Below are 15,693 nucleotides of genomic sequence, written 5' to 3'. Positions count from 1 at the left end.
ACGCTGAGGGGAGCTAGAGGAAGACCTGGAGCACCGCGAGCAGCGCGACCCCACCCAGAACCGCCGCGAGCACGGTGACGCCGATGCGCATCTGCGGGCGCCGTCGAGAGCCGATGCCGCTCGACGTCTGGGCGAGCTGTGTCGCGGCGATGAGCTCCGGCGAGCCGGCCGGCGGGAGCTGCTCGGTCACGCCCGCCGGCTCGGACGCCGGCACGTCGATCGAATAGTCGCGCGGGTCAACCCGTTCGGGGAGGCTCTGGAACCTGCCGCTCTCAGCCATGGTGCCGCCCCCGATCGTCGCCCGTACCTCCACGCTAACGTGCGCAGGTCCGAGCGCCCGGAGAACGCCTGACGTCCTGCCGGCTCACCCACGCCAGCGCCGCGCTCGTCGAGGTGGGCGACCAGCACCGCGTGCCGGCCGCCCCTTGCCTCAGCTGCGCACCGAAGTGGCGGCGACAACGGTTTCCACCGTGAGCGGTGGCCCGTCCTGCGTGCGACGCTCGACAATCGGGAATGCCGCGCCGTTCAGCACGACCACGGGCGTGGCGAGCGACCGGACCCGGGCACGCACGGCCTCGAGATCCACGGCGACGACCACGTCGCCAGCCTCGACGACGTCACCCTCCGCCCGCTTGAGGTCGAAGCCCTCCCCTTGCAGGTCGACGGTGCCGAGGCCGATGTGCACAAGCACCTCGAGCCCTTCGGCGGTCGTCACGCCGAACGCGTGGCCGGTCGGGAACAGTGCCGTGATAGTTCCGGATACGGGGCTCCGGAAGTCACCGGACGTCGGCTCGACGGCGAAGCCGTCACCCATGGTTCCCGCGGAGAACGCCTCGTCCTGCACGTCCGACAGACGAATGATCGACCCCTCCACCGGAGCGAGGATGTCGATGCGCTGCCCCATGACCGCCCGGGTCCCGGAGGCGACCGCCGACGCTGACCCCGTTGCGCTCGGAGCATCCGCATCCTGGCTCTCCGACGCGCCGTACTTGTCCTGATCCGCGTTGTGCTCGGCGAGCAGCGCTGGGGTGAAGCCCCAGAAGTAGGTGATCAGGAAGCCGGAGACGTACCCGGCAAGGAGCCCGACGACGTACGCGAGGATCGCGTATCCCTGGCCGTTGTCGCTCTGCAGCAGCGGCAGCAGCGCCCACCCGGAGGGGCCGATCGCCGTCGCGCCGAAGGCACCGGCGAACTGATTGAAGGCACCCGCAACTGCACCACCGACCGCGCCGCCGAGGCAGGCAGTGAGGAAGGGGCGACCCAGCGGGAGCGTGACCGCGTAGATCAGCGGTTCTCCGACGCCCAGGATGCCGACCGGGAGGGCGCCCTTGATCGTTGTCCGCAGCGACTTGTTCCGGTTCAGCCTGAAGTAGATCGCCAGTGCGGCGCCGACCTGGCCAGCTCCCGCCATCGCGAGGATCGTGAGCAGCGGCGTGAAGCCCACCTGCTCGATGAGCGTCGCGTGGATGGGGATGAGCGCCTGGTGGAGGCCGAGCATCACGAGCGGCAGGAACAGCCCGCCGAGCACGAACCCTGCGAGGAGTCCGGAGTTGCTGAGCAGCCAGATCGCGCCCGTGCCGATCGCACTCGCGATGTTGCCCGCGACGAACATGAACACGAAGATCGTGGCCAGACCGGAGATGAGGAGCGCAAGCGTCGGCGTGACGAGGATGTCGATGGCATCAGGGATCTTCCCGCGCAGGCTGCGCTCGATCCAGGCGCAGAGACCGGCCGCGAAGATGGCCCCGATCACGCCTCCCTGACCCGGCGCGAGCACGATGTCGCCCAGGACGGGGAGGCTGTACTGCACGTCACTGATGCCGGCGAAGACGATGATCGCGGCGACGGCACCGCCGAGTGCTGGTGTGCCGCCGAACTCCTTCGCGGCGTTGATGCCCGCGAAGATCGGCAGGAACGCGAAGAATGCCGAGCCGATGACGGTCAGGGCCGGCACCACCGCCTCGACGAACTCCGGAGCCGTCCCGACCGTGACCCAGTTCACCAGGAGGCCGCGAACGGCCGCGACGATGCCGGCTCCGATGAGGGCCGGGATGAGGGGCACGAAGATGTTGGCGATCTTGCGGATGAAGTTCTTGAACGGGGTGTTGTTGCGCTGCTTCTGTCCCGCCTTGATGGCCGCTCCGCGAGCCGCGAGCGCATCGGCGTCGGCACCGGCCGCCCCGAGGTGCTGGCGGAAGGCATCGGTCACCTTGGTGACCTTGCCGGGGCCGAGCACGACCTGGTACGTGTCGTCGTCGACGACGCCGAGCACACCCGGGAGGGACTTGATCGCGGTCTCGTCGATCAGGTCGCGGTCGACGGGACTGACACGCATCCGCGTCATGCAGTTCTCGACACCGGCGACGTTGCCGGCGCCACCGAGCAACCGCAGCAGCTCGCTGGCGAGTTCGTCGTTTGCGCTCATGGGCATCCTCTTCTCGCGACATTGCTCGAATTTTGAAGAACAGTACCAGGATGTGACACGAAAAGGTAAAAAAGTTCCCCAAGGGGGCACACGTCAGCACCGAAGGCCCCGGGCGTGACGGGACCAGGCGCGATAGGACCGTTCGTGAACTCAGGCCCGAGCAACCGGCGCCCTCAGCCCCGCAGGACCGCCTGGTGCGTCTTCTCGATGGCGGCGACAGATCCCTCGTAGTCGACCTGCGCGACACCGGTGAAGACGCAGTCCACGACCATGAGCTGCGCGATCCGGCTGCCAAGAGCAGCAGAACGCAACGGCGTCTCCCGCGCCGCGGTGCGGAGCACGATGTCGGCCAGGGCGGCAAGCGGCGACCGCTCGTGGTTCGTGATCGCGATCGTCGTCGCCCCGGTCGCCTTCGCGATGCGGAGGAACTCGACGACCCCGGCGGTGGAGCCGGAGTGCGAGATGGCGATGGCGACAGCCTGCTCGTCGAGGACTGCGGCGGCGGTCCACGCAGCATGCGCTTCCGGCCATTCGAGGGCGATGCGCCCGATCCGCGACAGTTTGCGCTGCAGGTCGACGCCGACGACGGAACTCGCACCGATCCCGTGGATGTCGACACGAGCGGCGCCGGCAATGGCCTCGACGGCGGCCGCCAGTGCATCGATGTCCAGAATCTCCGCGGTATCGGCGATCGAGAGCGTCTCGTTCATCGCGATCTTGGCCACCACGTCGGACAGCGAGTCTCCCGGGGAGATATCTGCTGCCGGGGCGACCCCCGCACTCGAGGCGAGGCGCTCCCGGAGGTTCTGCTCGGTGAGGTCGTGGCGCAGATCGCGGAACCGCGCGTATCCGGCACGTCGCGTGAACCGCACGACCGTGGTCGTCGAGGTATCTGCGAGCTCCGCGATCTCCGCCATCGATCTCGTCGCGAACCCTTCGGGGTCGGCGAGCAGCGCTTCCGCGATGCGTCGCTCCGACTGCCGGAGCGACGGCAGCAGCGCCCGCACCTCGACAAGTACCGTGCGAGAGTTCGCACCAGCGCCCTTTGTACCCACGATCCACCTGCTTTCCACAGACAGCGTATCGAGCGGGGACCGCCAAGACCCTCGAAGATTATTTACTTACCCAGCGTCAATCGTGTACTTTTGCGACAAGACTTGCGCCGTGGCGAGTCAGAAACCGGAGACGAGCATGCCAAACGACGAGATCTCGACGCTAGCAACCCTCTCCACGGAGGCGCGAAACCCGCGAACGCTGGACCTCGACACCCTCGGCACCGAGCAGATCCTGCGCCTCATGAATGACGAGGATGCGACGGTCGCCGGGGCTGTGCGCTCAGCGCTCCCGACCATCGCCCGTGCTGCGGACCGCATCGCGGAAGCCAGGCGCGCGGGTGGCCGACTGATCTACCTCGGCGCTGGGACGAGCGGCCGCCTCGGGCTCCTGGATGCCGTCGAATGCCCGCCGACCTTCGGTACCGCGCCGGAAGACGTCCTCGGGGTGATGGCTGGTGGCGAGCGAGCGTTCGTCCGCGCCGTCGAGGGCGCCGAGGACGATCCGGAGCTCGCGGCCCGCGAGCTGGACGCTGTTGGCCTGCAGGCGAGCGACGTCGTCGTCGGGCTGGCGGCGAGCGGACGCACCCCGTACGTCATCGGTGGCCTCAGGGCCGCTCGACAGCGCGGCGCCGCGACCATCTCGATCGCCTGCAACGCGAACGCGCCGATCAGCGCGGAAGCCGACATCGCCATCGAGGTCGTGACCGGCCCGGAGGTTCTGACCGGATCCACACGCCTTAAGGCTGGCACTGCCCAGAAGCTCGTCTGCAACATGCTCACGACGGCGAGCATGGTTCGCGGCGGCAAGGCCTACAGCAACCTCATGGTCGACGTGCGCCCCTCGAACGCGAAGCTCGTCGACCGTGCGCAGCGCATCGTCGCCGAGGCCACCGGGGCCGCACGCCCTGACGCCGACGCGGCGCTCGCCTCGGCGGGCGATCACGCGAAGACCGCCGTGGTCATGCTGCTCGCGGACTGCGACGCAGAACAGGCCGCCGCCCTCTTGCGTGAGGCCGACGGCAACGTGCGCCGCGCCGTCGATCTCGCCGCGGTCTGATCCGGTGCCGCCTCAGTCGGCTGTGAGCCCGACGAGCTCGGCGCTGCGCTTCCACAGGCCCTCGATGAGGTCCTCGTCGAAGATCTGCGGGTTCACGTTCGTCGCGTGGTGGCGTTCGTCGTAGTACTCGCCCGCCTGCCAGGTGACGCCCGGCTTGCCAGCGATGAACCACTCCAGCGTCTCGCCACCCTTCGCGGCACTGATGGTGAAGAGCTTCGCGAGCGGCGTGCGGTAGAGCAGCCGCATGAGGCTCGTCGAATCGGAGGAGAAGTTCGTGCCGACGACCCCGGGGTGGAACGCGACGCTCGCGACGGGCCGCCCCGCGAGTCCACGGTGCAGCCCTTTCGTGAAGAGGATGTTGGCGAGCTTCGCGTCGCCGTAGGCCTTGTTGGCGCTGAAGCGGGCGTCGTTGTTCAGGTCGTCGAGATCGATGCGACCCATGAGGCGTGCCGCGATGCTCGCCGTGTTGATGACCACCCCGACCTGGACCTCCTCCAACAGGAGGTTCGTGAGCAGGAACGGTGCGAGGTGGTTGACCTGCAGCGTCAGCTCGTTGCCGTCGACGGTTCGTGTCGTGTCGCCGAAGATCCCGCCCGCGTTGTTCGCGAGTACGTCGATCGGGCCGACCTCGGCGACGAGCGACGCCGCGAGTTCGCGCACCTCGCTCAGGCGTGAGAAGTCGGCGACAAACGACTCGGCGCCGATCTCGCTCGCGACCGCAGCCGTCTTGGCGGCGTTGCGTCCGACGACGACGACCCGCCACCCCTTGGCAGCAAGCGACCGCGCGGCCGCGGCCCCGATTCCGTCCGAGCCGCCCGTGACGACGACCGTTTTCGCCTCAGCCACGAGCGTTCGCCGCCAGGACGTCCTCGAGGCGAGCGATGATCGCCTCGAGGCCGAAGTCGAACGCGAGCTCGAGGCGGCGCGACGGCTCGAGCGACCGCGTCACGCCGTGGAGCACCGGATGCATGTCGGCGTCGGCCGACCACGGGATGGGTGGCGAGGCCGCATCCACCACTCTCCCGAACGTGAGCCCCTCGAGCACGGCGATCGCGACGAGCGCCTGCTCGTCGGTGAACCCCACCGAGCGGAACGTGATCGCGATCGCCTCGTAGACCTCGAGCGTCTGCTCGTCGCTGACGGGCTCCTGCACCATGATCGGCAGGGCGAGCGGATGCTTCGCGAGGGCTCGCGTGTAGTCCTTCGACCACCGGCGCACCTGGTCCTGCCAGCTCATGGCCGCCAAGGCCGCGAGGTCCTCGTCGGTGGCGTCCTCGAGCCCGATCGCCAGCGACAGCTCCGTGCTGATGAGCGCCCGGATGCCGTTCACGATGCCGGCTCGCCCGTGCACGTGGTGGTACATCGACGACGCGCTCACCCCGAGCTCCTTCGCGAGCACCGGAATCGAGAAGTCACCCTTGCGGTCGATCTGCTCCAGCGCGGCCAGACAGATTTTCTCGGGAGACAGGATCGGAATTCTCGGACGTGCCATGATCAGACTCCCTCGTTCTCAGCGCACGACATCTGCGCGAGCGTTCACCTCAGAAGACTATGACGCTTCGCGCTCGCTCGCCTCTCCGCATGGCGTCGAACGCCTCGTTGACCTCGCTCAGCTGGATGCGTTCGCTGATGAGCTTGTCGACGGGAAGGCGCCCTGCGAGGTAGAGCGCGGCGAGCTTGGGGAAGTCGCGTCCCGGCACGGTCGAGCCGTAGTTGGTGCCGATGAGGCGCTTGCCGGTCTCTGCGAGGGCGAGCGCGTCGAATGACACGGGGGCGTCCGCGGGCGGGAGTCCGACGATGACGGCGGTGCCGCCCGGCGCGATGAGGCCAGGCAGCGATTCGATGGTCTGCACGCGGCCGATGGCCTCGAACGCGTACTCGGCACCACCGCCGGTGATCTCCGCCACCTGGGCCGCGAGGTCGGGGCCGGGAACGATCGTGTGGGTGGCGCCGAGCTCGCGGGCGGCGGCGAGCTTGTCCTCGTTGAGGTCGATCGCGATGATCGGGTTCGCGCCGACGAGCTGCAGCCCCATGATGATGCTGAGTCCGACGCCACCGGCACCGACGACCACCGCCGACTCCCCCGCGTCGACCTCGGCATCGTTGACGACGGTGCCGACGCCCGTCGCGATCGAGCAGCCGATGAGGCTGGCCACGTCGTACGGCACCTCTTTCGGCACCTTGATGGCGGCCGACTCGGGGACCACCGCGTACTCGCTCATGGTGCCCGCGGTGAGGTACGGGTACACCGGCTCTCCGTCGAGGGCGAGCGGGGTCGTGCCATCCGGCAGCACGCATTCCTCGCTGCGGCTGCCCGTGCACACGTAGGCACGTCCGCTGAGGCAGGCCGTGCAGCGACGGCACGGGTAGAACCAGCTGAGGATGACGTGGTCTCCGGGTTCGACGTCGATGACGCCCTCGCCGATGGCGACGACCTCGCCGGCACCTTCGTGGCCCATGACGGTGGGCGACGGCAGCTGCCAGTCGCCGTCGAGCACGTGCCGGTCGGAGCCGCACACGCCGGAGGCGCCGAGCTTCACGAGCACGGTCCCTGGTCCTGGTTCAGCGACCTCGATCTCGCGAATCTGGAGTTCGCTGCTTCCCTCGAAGTGAACTGCCGCTTGTGCGCGCATGGTCAGACCCCTTTCCGGGTGGTCGTGTGGTGTGTGGTCGTAGTCGCCGTGTCCGTGAAGGCCCCGACGCCGCGGCGCCGGTAGAGGAGCTGGGCGAGCAGCAGGTAGACGCCGCCAGAGAGCACGGTGGCGGGCGCGGATGCGGTGAGCAGCAGGAAGAGCGGGTGCGTCTCGAGGGTCACCGGGTTGTAGATCCACAGGTAGAAGGCGGCACCGACGACCACGGAGGCGATGCCGGCCCAGTTCACGCCTCCCGTGAAGTGGTAGGCGCTTCCACTGCGGAGCTTGTAGAGGTCTGGCAGACGAACCCACTGGCGTCGGAGCACGAAGTAGTCGGCGAGGATCGCGCCGCACATGGCGGCGAGGAAGGCGCCGGAGATCGTGACGAAGACCATGAACTGCTGGTACATGAAGTCGGGGAAGAACGTGAGGATCGCGGGGAGCACGAAGAACGCGCCGCAGAGGAGCGGCCAGGGCACGCGCCCGAGGAGGTTGCCGCTCGCCTGCCTGATCGCGAGCACCGTCGAGTAGACGATGGACGACATGCTCGTGATGTTGGCGAAGGAGATGAACAGCAGCATGAACGCGCCGAGGATCGGGCCGCCGAGGGGCAGCATCCAGACCGTTGGGTCGGAGTCGCCGAGCGTGAGCGCCGCCGCCATGCCGACGATCTGCGCGACGAGCGTGCCGACGATGAGGCCGGTGAACGCGGGCCAGAGGGCGGCCTTCGGGGAGCGGGTCATGCGCGCCATAGACCCCATGACGGGGTACCAGGAGAAGCCGACCGCGACGTTGAACTCGACGGCGAGCATGAAGTTGAGCTGCGACTCCTCGAACGGCGCGAGCGGTTCGGCGGCGAACAGCGCCTCCCACGAGGTGTTCGCGACGAGGAAGAAGAGCATGAAGACGGTGACGAGCACGAGGCCGGGTGCGACGAAGCGGTTGAGCTTGCCGATCGTGACGGGGCCGCGCGAGAGGATGAGCCAGGCGATGAGGATCGCGACGAGGCCCACCGCGGTGACGAGGAAGCTGCCTGAGCCGAAGTCGGTGCCTGCCGCCCCGTTGGCGACCTGCGTGACGGCGCGGCCGACCATGATCGCGAGCAGCGACGACCAGCCCATCTCGGTGACGAGGATGACGGTGAAGACCAGCACCCCGACTCCGATGAGCCCGAAGACGGGTCGGAGGATCGTGTACTGCTCGACCCCGAAGCGGGCGCTCGCTGCCGTCGCGGCCGGCACCATGATGCCGAGGCCGATGGCGTTGCCGATGACCATCGCGGCGATGCCGTCCTGGAATCCGACGAGCAGCGCCGTCGAGCCGCCGACCAGGAAAGCCCACGTCGCGATCGCGAGGCTCAGATTGACCCAGCTGTAGTCCCAGCCCGACCAGATGCGTTCCTTCTTGAGGAGCGGCAGCGAGCCGAAGGTCGCGGCCTGGTCGAGTTCGGCGGATGCTCCCTCGAGCTTCCCCTCGACGCCTTCGCGCTTGGCGGCCCCGCTCACAGGATCACCACGAGCGCACCGACGGCCACGAGGGCGACGCAGGTTAGGGCGAAGAGTCCGATGTCGCGACCGCTCAGCGGGTCGTGTGCGACGTCACCTGCTTCAGCGCTCGCGATAGTGTCGAGTCGTCTCTTGAGATCGGCCGTGATCTCCGGGTCGCGCATGTCCATTGGGGGTCCTGCTCTCGTCGTCGAAACCAGATCAACCGAATTACTTTCGGTTTCGGCTATCTTGAGCGGTGTCCCCCACCGTGTCAAGAGCTATTCTCGGGGACATGACGTCGACACCCGCCAGGGTGAGACTCGACGGGCACCGAGACGATGTGAGGCTGGCGATGGCGCTGATTTCCGTACTGCAGGCACAGGGCGCCGTCGGCGCGATCGACGACAACCTCAAGGTGCTGCGCTCCTTCGCGGAGCGGGCCGCCGGAGACGGCACCGACATCCTCGTCACCCCGGAGCTCTTCGCGACCGGGTACGCCCCGGCGAAGGTCGCCGCCGAAGACGGCTCGGCCATCCGCGAGCGGATCGCGCAGATCGCCGCCGACCTGCGGATCGCGATCGTCGCATCCACCGTCGAGCACACGGTCGAGCGCTCTGCCGGGTTCGCCGCGGGCGCGACCACCGAACGCCGCTTCATCTCGGCGTCGCTGTTCGGCAGCGACGGGAACGAGCTCACCCGCTACCGCAAGTCGAACCTCTTCGGCGGCGAGGAGCAGGAGGTCTTCGACCTCGGGGATGCGCCCGCCGAGGTCGTCGAGCTCGCCGGCCTCAGGGTGGCACTCGCCATCTGCTACGACATCGAGTTCCCCGAGATCGCGCGCCGCGCGGCCGTCGCGGGCGCCGAGGCGCTGCTCATCCCGACAGCCGTCCCCTCGACGGGCGACGTCGAGGGCGGACAGCCGGGCCACTCCTACAACGCCGAGGTCATCTCGACCCACATGGTGCCCGTCCGCGCCCTCGAGAACGGGCTCTACATCGCCTACGCGAACCACTCGGGCCCCGGATTCACGGGACTCAGCACCATCGCGAGCCCCTACGGCAACACGCTCGCCACGGCCGGCCGCGACGGGACGGAGCTGCTGAGCGCCCAGTTCCTGTCATCTGAGGTTGCGAAGGCCCGCGAGGTCAACACGTACCTGAAGGACCTGCGACCGTAAGGCTGGCTCCAGGCGACGCCCGCCTCCGCGCGATCGCTGCCAGTCGAGTGGCCCCTCTGGAGTGCCCAGAACGGCACTATGGCTGGCAGCGATGAGCAGTCGCGGCCCTCCGCTCAGAAGCCGCGCGGGGGTTCCATCGCCCCGGACGAGGGCTCGTCAGGCTGTGCTCCCTCGCGGGCCGTCTTTCGGGCGCCCATCTCTCGGCCGAGCTGTCGCCCACCGATGGCGACGAACACGAGCCCGACGGCCAGCGACGCGATGCGGACCCAGACCGGAACGTCCGTGGCGAAGGCCGGGGCCGCGAAGATGAAGGTCGCCGCGACGAAGTACCAGACGGCGACCTGCTGGGGAGCGGCTTCCTGTTCGGGCTTCATGCCATCGACCCTACGGGCGGTAACTGGATGCGGCGTCGACGCTGCGAACGCCGGACACCAGCACCGGCCCTGGTCGCCATGGCTCAATGCTCGACAGCGCGCTCGACACCCGCCACTCGGCACCGAGTCAGGCGCGGCGCGTTAGCATCTGGCATGCTTCAGCGAACCCTCGGTCGTACTGGCCGCCCTGTGTCCATCGTCGGTCTCGGCACCTGGCAGCTCGGTGCCGACTGGGGTGACGTCGACGAGCGAGCCGCCCTCGAGGTGCTCGGCACCGCCGTCCAGCGCGGCGTTACGTTCTTCGACACCGCCGACGTCTACGGTGACGGCCGCAGCGAATCGCTGATCGGCACGTTCCGGCGCGAGATCCCCGACGTGGACGTGTTCGTCGCCACGAAGATAGGGCGGCGAGGCCCGCAGGATCCTGCCGAGTTCACGCTCGACAACTTCAGGGCCTGGACGGACCGCTCGCGCACGAACCTGGGCGTCGACACGCTCGATCTGGTGCAGCTGCACTGCCCGCCGACGCCCGTGTTCTCCAACGACGCCGTGTACGACGCGCTCGACACCCTCGTCGACGAGGGCTCCATCGCCGCCTACGGCGTCAGCGTCGAGACGGCCGACGAGGCGCTCGCTGCGATCGCCCGGCCGGGAACGGCCTCGGTGCAGATCATCCTCAACGCGTTCCGCCTGAAGCCGCTCGATCGCGTGCTGCCGGCGGCGCGGGAAGCCGGCGTCGGCATCATCGCACGCGTGCCGCTGGCCTCCGGCCTCCTGAGCGGCAAGTACACGAAGGACACGACCTTCGCGGCCGACGACCACCGCACCTACAACCGCGACGGCAGCGCGTTCGATGTCGGGGAGACCTTCTCGGGCGTAGACTTCGCCACCGGCGTGGAAGCCGCCCGCGCGTTCGCGGCAGCCCTCCCCGAGGGTGTCACGCCGGCTGCAGCCGCCATCGCCTGGGTCGCGGCTCAGGACGGCGTGACGAGCGTCATCCCCGGCGCGCGCAACCCTGCACAGGTGGAGTCGAACACCTCCGCCGCGTCGCTGGAGCTTCCGACCGGCCTCGACGCCGAGGTGCACGAGATCTACGATCGCTACTTCCGCGCGACGGTCCACAACCGCTGGTGAGCTTGCGTCCGCGGAGCGCATGCTCCGCGGACGTCTGGACGTCGCATCGGCGAGTTACGCGGACGCCTCCGCGAGCGCCGTGCACTTCGGGCAGAGGCCGAAGATGTCGACGACGTGCCTCGCCTGCGTGTAGCCGTGCTTCGCGGCGACGCTCGCGGCCCACTGCTCGACGGGGTCGGCCGTGATCTCGACGGCCGCGCCGCAGTTGCGGCAGATGAGGTGGTGGTGGTGCTCGCCCATCTCGCAGGCGCGGTAGACGACCTCACCCTCGGCGTTCTGCAGCGAGTCGGCCTCTTCGCTCTCGCTGAGCGCACCGAGCGTGCGGTACACGGTGGCGAGTCCGATGCGCTCCCCCGCGGCCGACAGCCGCTGGTGCAGCACCTGCGCGCTCACGAACTCCGACGATTCGGCCAGCGCTCGGCGCACGGCCTCCCGCTGTCGGGTGTTCCGCTTGACGGGGGCCGCGGGAGCCTCGGCGGTGGTGCCGCTCTCACCGTTCGTCTCGTCGCTCATGTCAGCCGACGATACCCGGGGCGGATGCGCGATGCGAGACGCCCTGCGCGAACCGCTGCGTGATCCCCTTCGCACACAGCGCGACCACGAAGATCGCGACGGCCGCCAGCGCCATCGAACCCCCGGCCGCGAACGACAGCGACCGCGAGACCTGCAGCCCGACCACCGCCGCCGTGACACCGAACACGCAGGAGAGGGCGAGCATCCACCCGATGCGCTTGGTGAGCAGCCGAGCCGCGGCGGCCGGGGCGGCGATCATGGCGATCGCCAGGATCGAGCCGATCGCCGGCATCGCGACGACCACGGTGAGCGTGATGAGGGCAAGCGCGACGAGGTCCCATGTGCCCTCACGGAAGCCGGCGGCGCGGAAGCCGCGCGCGTCGAAGCTCGAGAACAGCAGCTGCTTGCCGAACAGCGCGTAGACGAGCGCGACCACGACGAGGGCCCCGCCGAGCAGCCACACGTTGGTGGGGTTCATGGCGAGGATCGACCCCGTAAGGTACGAGTCGACACGCACCGACTGGCCCCGGTTGAGCGACGCGAATAGCATGCCGAGCGCGTAGCCGAAGCTCAGGATGATGCCGGCGGCGACCTGCTTGCCCTGCCTCGGCACGCGCGACAGCGCCGCCATGAGCGCCACGAGCAGCAGGCTGAAGATGGATGCGCCCACCACGATATTGATGCCGGCGACGGCCGCGAAGACGCCGCCCGGGAACGTCGCGTGGGTGAGGGCGACCGTGTAGAAGGCACGCTGCCGCAGCAGCACGAGCACGCCGACGAGGCCGCTGAGGAGACCGACGAGCGTGCCCGTGAGGAGCGCGAGGGAGAAGTAGTCCACGGCTACGAGACCGCCTCGGCGCGCGTGGGCTCAGCGGCGCGGGGCGTGCCGGCGCGGGTTGCGGCTGCGCGCCGCCGTCCCCGATCGGAGGAGCCGAGCGCGGCCAGCCTCGTCACGGCGACGACCACGAGATACAGCGCGACGAGCACCAGCACGAGCACAGCGCTCGGGGAAGCCTGGATGCCCGCATCCAGTGACAGCCAGAGTCCCGCCCAGAGACCCACGAGTCCACAGCCGACCGAGACGAGCAGCGAGACGGCGACGATCGCCCACACGCGCCGGACGACGAGGCGCGCGACGGCCACGGGCACGATCAGCAGCGCGAGGACAAGGAGATTGCCGACCGCGCGCGCGGCGGCGACGACCACCAGTGCGATGGCGACGTTCAGCGCCAGCTCGTAGGCGAGCACCCGCAGCCCGGAGGCCTGCGCCTGCTTGCGGTCGAAGGAGACGAGCAGCTGCTCCTTCCAGGTCGCGAGCACCAGGACGATCGCGGCGCCGCCCAGCACGCAGATCGCGACGATGTCGCCGCTCGACACGGTGAGGAGCTGCCCGAACAGCAGGTGCTCGAGGCCCGAGGCGTAGTCGACGCTGCGCGAGACGATGACGATGCCGAGCGAGAAGGCGCCGGCGAGCACCACCGCGATGGTCGCATCCGAGCCGATGCCCTTGGACGTGGCGATCGTCAGGGCCACCGTCGCGAGGAGGGCCGCGATGCCGGCGCCCACATAGACGCCGTCGGTGCCAGCGGCGATGAAGCCGATCACCACGCCGGGGAACACCGAATGCACGAGCCCATCGCTGAGGAACTCGAGGCCGCGCAGGGCGAGGGCCGTGCCGACGATGGCGCTCGCGACGGCGAGCACGATGATGGCGATGGCCGCGCTCTGCACGAACGGCAGCTGCAGCAGGACGGAGAGGTCGGTCACACCCGGGCCCGCTCGTGCTCGTCCGCGTCGTCGCCGCCCGGCGCGCACAGCGTGCCATGGGCGCCGCCGTGCGCTTCCGTGTCGGCGGACGTGCCGGAGAAGGCGGCCGCGAGCGCCGCATCCGTCAGCGCCTCAGAGATCGGACCGCCAGCGATCTGCCGCCCGTTCAGCAGCAGCACGTGCGAGCACACCTCATGGGCGAGCTCGAGGTCGTGCGTCGAGACGACGATGCCGACGCCCGTCTCGCGGAGGCGAAGCAGGGTCGCGATGAGCGCGTCCCGGTTCGTGCGGTCGAGGCCGTTGAAGGGCTCGTCGAGCAGGATGAGCTTGGGCTCGGTCGCGAGGGCGCGTGCGAGGAGGGCTCGCTGGCGCTGCCCGCCGGAGAGCTCGCCGAACGTGGTCTTCGCGAGCTCCGTCAGCCCAACCGTCTCGATCGCGCGCCGAACCACCTCGCGGTCAGCGGCGCCCGGCCAGCGGAACAGACCGAGGCGACGGTAGCGGCCCATCATGACCACCTGGCCGAGCGAGACGGGGAAGTCGGGGTCGATGTGCGTCGACTGCGGCAGGTAGCCCACCTCGGAAGCGCGAGCCCCGGGAGTCGTGCCGAGCACCTCGGCGGTGCCGGACGTCGGCAGCAACCCCAGGAGCGACTGCAGCAGCGTCGACTTGCCGGCGCCGTTCGGGCCGAGCAGCGCGACCGCGTCGCCCTCCCCCACCTCGAACGACACACCGGTCAACGCAGGCGCCTCCCTGCCGTAGGCAATGGAGGCGTCGCGGTACGAGACGAGGGGGCTGGGAGACGTCACTGCTGAGCGAGCGCCTCAGGCACGTCGGTCGCTGTCGCGCCCCAGGATTCGATGATCATCTGAGTATTGTGCACCGTCGCGCCGACATACGTGCCGGTGGGGGTGCCCGGCTCGCCGAGCGCATCCGTCGCCAGCGCCTTGTCGCCCGAGAAGACCTTCGCGCCGGTCTGCGCTGCGATGGTCTCCGCGTTCTGCGGCGAGAGCTGCGTCTCCGTGAAGATCGCCTTCACGTTGTGCTCCTTGATCTCGGCGATGAGGGCGTCGATCTCGGCGGCGCTCGGCTCTGCGCTGTCGTCGAAGCTCGGCATGATCGAGCCGACGAACGTGATGCCGTACTGCTCGAGGTAGTAGTGGAGCGCGTCGTGGTTCGTGACCACGACCCGATCGGCCTCTGGCACCGCGTCGACGTTCGCGGCGATCCACGTGTCGAGCTCGGTCAGCTCGGCGTCGTACGCGTCGGCGTTCGCCTGCACCGCGGCGGCGTCGATGCCGGGCAGCTCCTCGAGGTGCGTCGCGATCTCGGTCGCCATGAGCTTCGCGTTGGCGGGCGAGGTCCAGGTGTGCGGGTTGCCTTCGCCCTCGGCGTGCTCGTGACCGTCGGCCTCGGCGGTGGTCTCCTCGGCGTGCGAGTGCTCCTCGCCCTCAGCGTGGCTGTGCTCTTCGCCCTCAGCGTGGTCGTGGCCCTCCTCCGCGTGCGCTTCCTCGCCGTGGTCGTGCTCGTGGCTGCCTGAGAGGGTGACGCCGGCGGATGCGTCCACGACCTCACCCGCGTAGCCGCTCGACGAGACGGCCGCGTCGAGCCACTCCTCGAGGCCGGCGCCGCTCGAGACGACGAGGTCGGCCGAGCCGAGCGCGACGAGGTCGGCGGGAGTTGGCTCGAAGCTGTGCGCGCTCATGCCTGGCTGCAGCAACTGCGTGACCTCGACGTTCAGGCCGTCGGTGAGCTCACGCGTGAAGTCGGCGACCTGCGTGGTCGTCGCGACGACAGTGAATGCCTCGCCCTCCGCCGTGGGGGCAGCGGATGCATCGGTGCCGGCGGCCGGGCCGGAGCACGCGGCCAGGGCGAGCGTCGAGAGTCCGGCGAGGGCGATGAGGGAAGAAGTGCGGAGGTTCACCAGTGGAGTGTAAAACGTACTGAGAATCAATGTCAATTACGCTCGGGCGCTTCGGCCAGAGTTGTGGGTGGATGCGCCTCCAGCGGGCACCAGAGACGTCGCGCCACAACTCTGTGTGACCCGGCGGACGCGTCAGCGGCCGGCGCCCCG

General features: G+C 69.2%; 17 protein-coding genes. 3 read left to right on the top strand and 14 right to left on the bottom strand.

The annotated features are described in order from the left end of the window. Positions 1–13: 13 nt before the first annotated feature. The 3 genes from ACQFZP_RS10980 to ACQFZP_RS10970 all read right to left on the bottom strand — a co-directional run bounded on the left by ACQFZP_RS10980 (position 14) and on the right by ACQFZP_RS10970 (position 3,480). Positions 14–280, bottom strand: coding sequence for a hypothetical protein (locus ACQFZP_RS10980; protein ID WP_211891321.1), 267 nt, complete (start codon positions 278–280; stop codon positions 14–16). A gap of 150 nt (positions 281–430) precedes the next feature. Beyond that, entirely contained in the window at positions 431–2,425 is a 1,995-nt protein-coding gene (locus ACQFZP_RS10975) for a glucose PTS transporter subunit IIA (RefSeq protein WP_211891320.1), read from the bottom strand. A gap of 173 nt (positions 2,426–2,598) precedes the next feature. Further along, a complete protein-coding gene (locus ACQFZP_RS10970; protein ID WP_211891319.1) occupies positions 2,599–3,480 on the bottom strand; it encodes a MurR/RpiR family transcriptional regulator in 882 nt (293 codons plus the stop codon). Between the two features lie 136 nt (positions 3,481–3,616). Between ACQFZP_RS10970 and murQ the strand changes: the two genes are divergently transcribed. Further along, positions 3,617–4,537: an N-acetylmuramic acid 6-phosphate etherase gene (gene murQ / locus ACQFZP_RS10965; RefSeq protein WP_211891318.1), complete on the top strand. Its 921-nt coding sequence runs from the start codon at positions 3,617–3,619 to the stop codon at positions 4,535–4,537. A gap of 12 nt (positions 4,538–4,549) precedes the next feature. Here the strand turns inward: murQ and ACQFZP_RS10960 are convergent, their stop codons facing one another. The 5 genes from ACQFZP_RS10960 to ACQFZP_RS10940 are packed head-to-tail and all read right to left on the bottom strand — an operon-like array spanning position 4,550 to position 8,845. Beyond that, positions 4,550–5,383, bottom strand: coding sequence for an SDR family NAD(P)-dependent oxidoreductase (locus tag ACQFZP_RS10960; RefSeq protein WP_211891317.1), 834 nt, complete (start codon positions 5,381–5,383; stop codon positions 4,550–4,552). After that, a complete protein-coding gene (locus ACQFZP_RS10955) occupies positions 5,376–6,029 on the bottom strand; it encodes a TetR/AcrR family transcriptional regulator C-terminal domain-containing protein (RefSeq protein ID WP_104313353.1) in 654 nt (217 codons plus the stop codon). The genes ACQFZP_RS10960 and ACQFZP_RS10955 overlap by 8 nt, the downstream gene beginning before the upstream one ends. A 49-nt stretch (positions 6,030–6,078) precedes the next feature. Next, positions 6,079–7,170 (bottom strand): alcohol dehydrogenase catalytic domain-containing protein, encoded by a 1,092-nt coding sequence (locus tag ACQFZP_RS10950; protein ID WP_211891316.1) that lies wholly within the window; start codon positions 7,168–7,170, stop codon positions 6,079–6,081. A 2-nt stretch (positions 7,171–7,172) separates the two neighbouring features. Beyond that, on the bottom strand, positions 7,173–8,675 hold the full coding sequence (locus tag ACQFZP_RS10945) for a purine-cytosine permease family protein (RefSeq protein WP_211891315.1): 1,503 nt from the start codon (positions 8,673–8,675) through the stop codon (positions 7,173–7,175). After that, on the bottom strand, positions 8,672–8,845 hold the full coding sequence (locus ACQFZP_RS10940; protein ID WP_179555543.1) for a hypothetical protein: 174 nt from the start codon (positions 8,843–8,845) through the stop codon (positions 8,672–8,674). The genes ACQFZP_RS10945 and ACQFZP_RS10940 overlap by 4 nt, the downstream gene beginning before the upstream one ends. Positions 8,846–8,949: 104 nt before the next feature. Between ACQFZP_RS10940 and ACQFZP_RS10935 the strand changes: the two genes are divergently transcribed. Further along, positions 8,950–9,834, top strand: a complete 885-nt coding sequence (locus ACQFZP_RS10935) for a nitrilase-related carbon-nitrogen hydrolase (RefSeq protein WP_211891314.1) — start codon at positions 8,950–8,952, stop codon at positions 9,832–9,834. Between the two features lie 113 nt (positions 9,835–9,947). Here the strand turns inward: ACQFZP_RS10935 and ACQFZP_RS10930 are convergent, their stop codons facing one another. After that, positions 9,948–10,208, bottom strand: a complete 261-nt coding sequence (locus ACQFZP_RS10930) for a hypothetical protein (RefSeq protein WP_179555541.1) — start codon at positions 10,206–10,208, stop codon at positions 9,948–9,950. Positions 10,209–10,361: 153 nt separating this feature from the next. Between ACQFZP_RS10930 and ACQFZP_RS10925 the strand changes: the two genes are divergently transcribed. Then, a complete protein-coding gene (locus ACQFZP_RS10925) occupies positions 10,362–11,342 on the top strand; it encodes an aldo/keto reductase (RefSeq protein ID WP_211891313.1) in 981 nt (326 codons plus the stop codon). A 54-nt stretch (positions 11,343–11,396) separates the two neighbouring features. On the opposite strand, the gene ACQFZP_RS10920 is transcribed toward ACQFZP_RS10925, so the two are convergent. From ACQFZP_RS10920 to ACQFZP_RS10900, 5 genes are read right to left on the bottom strand one after another with little or no spacing between them, the layout of a single operon-like run. Next, positions 11,397–11,855, bottom strand: coding sequence for a Fur family transcriptional regulator (locus ACQFZP_RS10920; protein ID WP_211891312.1), 459 nt, complete (start codon positions 11,853–11,855; stop codon positions 11,397–11,399). A gap of 1 nt (position 11,856) precedes the next feature. Next, entirely contained in the window at positions 11,857–12,693 is an 837-nt protein-coding gene (locus ACQFZP_RS10915) for a metal ABC transporter permease (RefSeq protein WP_179555538.1), read from the bottom strand. 2 nt (positions 12,694–12,695) lie between these two features. Beyond that, entirely contained in the window at positions 12,696–13,622 is a 927-nt protein-coding gene (locus tag ACQFZP_RS10910) for a metal ABC transporter permease (protein WP_211891311.1), read from the bottom strand. After that, on the bottom strand, positions 13,619–14,428 hold the full coding sequence (locus tag ACQFZP_RS10905) for a metal ABC transporter ATP-binding protein (protein ID WP_211891310.1): 810 nt from the start codon (positions 14,426–14,428) through the stop codon (positions 13,619–13,621). The genes ACQFZP_RS10910 and ACQFZP_RS10905 overlap by 4 nt, the downstream gene beginning before the upstream one ends. Next, positions 14,425–15,543, bottom strand: coding sequence for a metal ABC transporter substrate-binding protein (locus ACQFZP_RS10900; protein ID WP_211891309.1), 1,119 nt, complete (start codon positions 15,541–15,543; stop codon positions 14,425–14,427). Before ACQFZP_RS10900 ends, ACQFZP_RS10905 begins: the two co-directional genes overlap by 4 nt. Between the last annotated feature and the right edge of the window lie 150 nt (positions 15,544–15,693).

It is taken from the genome of Pseudoclavibacter sp. Marseille-Q434, from assembly GCF_050315415.1.
Classification (GTDB): domain Bacteria; phylum Actinomycetota; class Actinomycetes; order Actinomycetales; family Microbacteriaceae; genus Pseudoclavibacter.
Note: the sequence above shows the minus strand (reverse complement) of the source record. Positions and strands in the feature narration are given on the sequence as shown.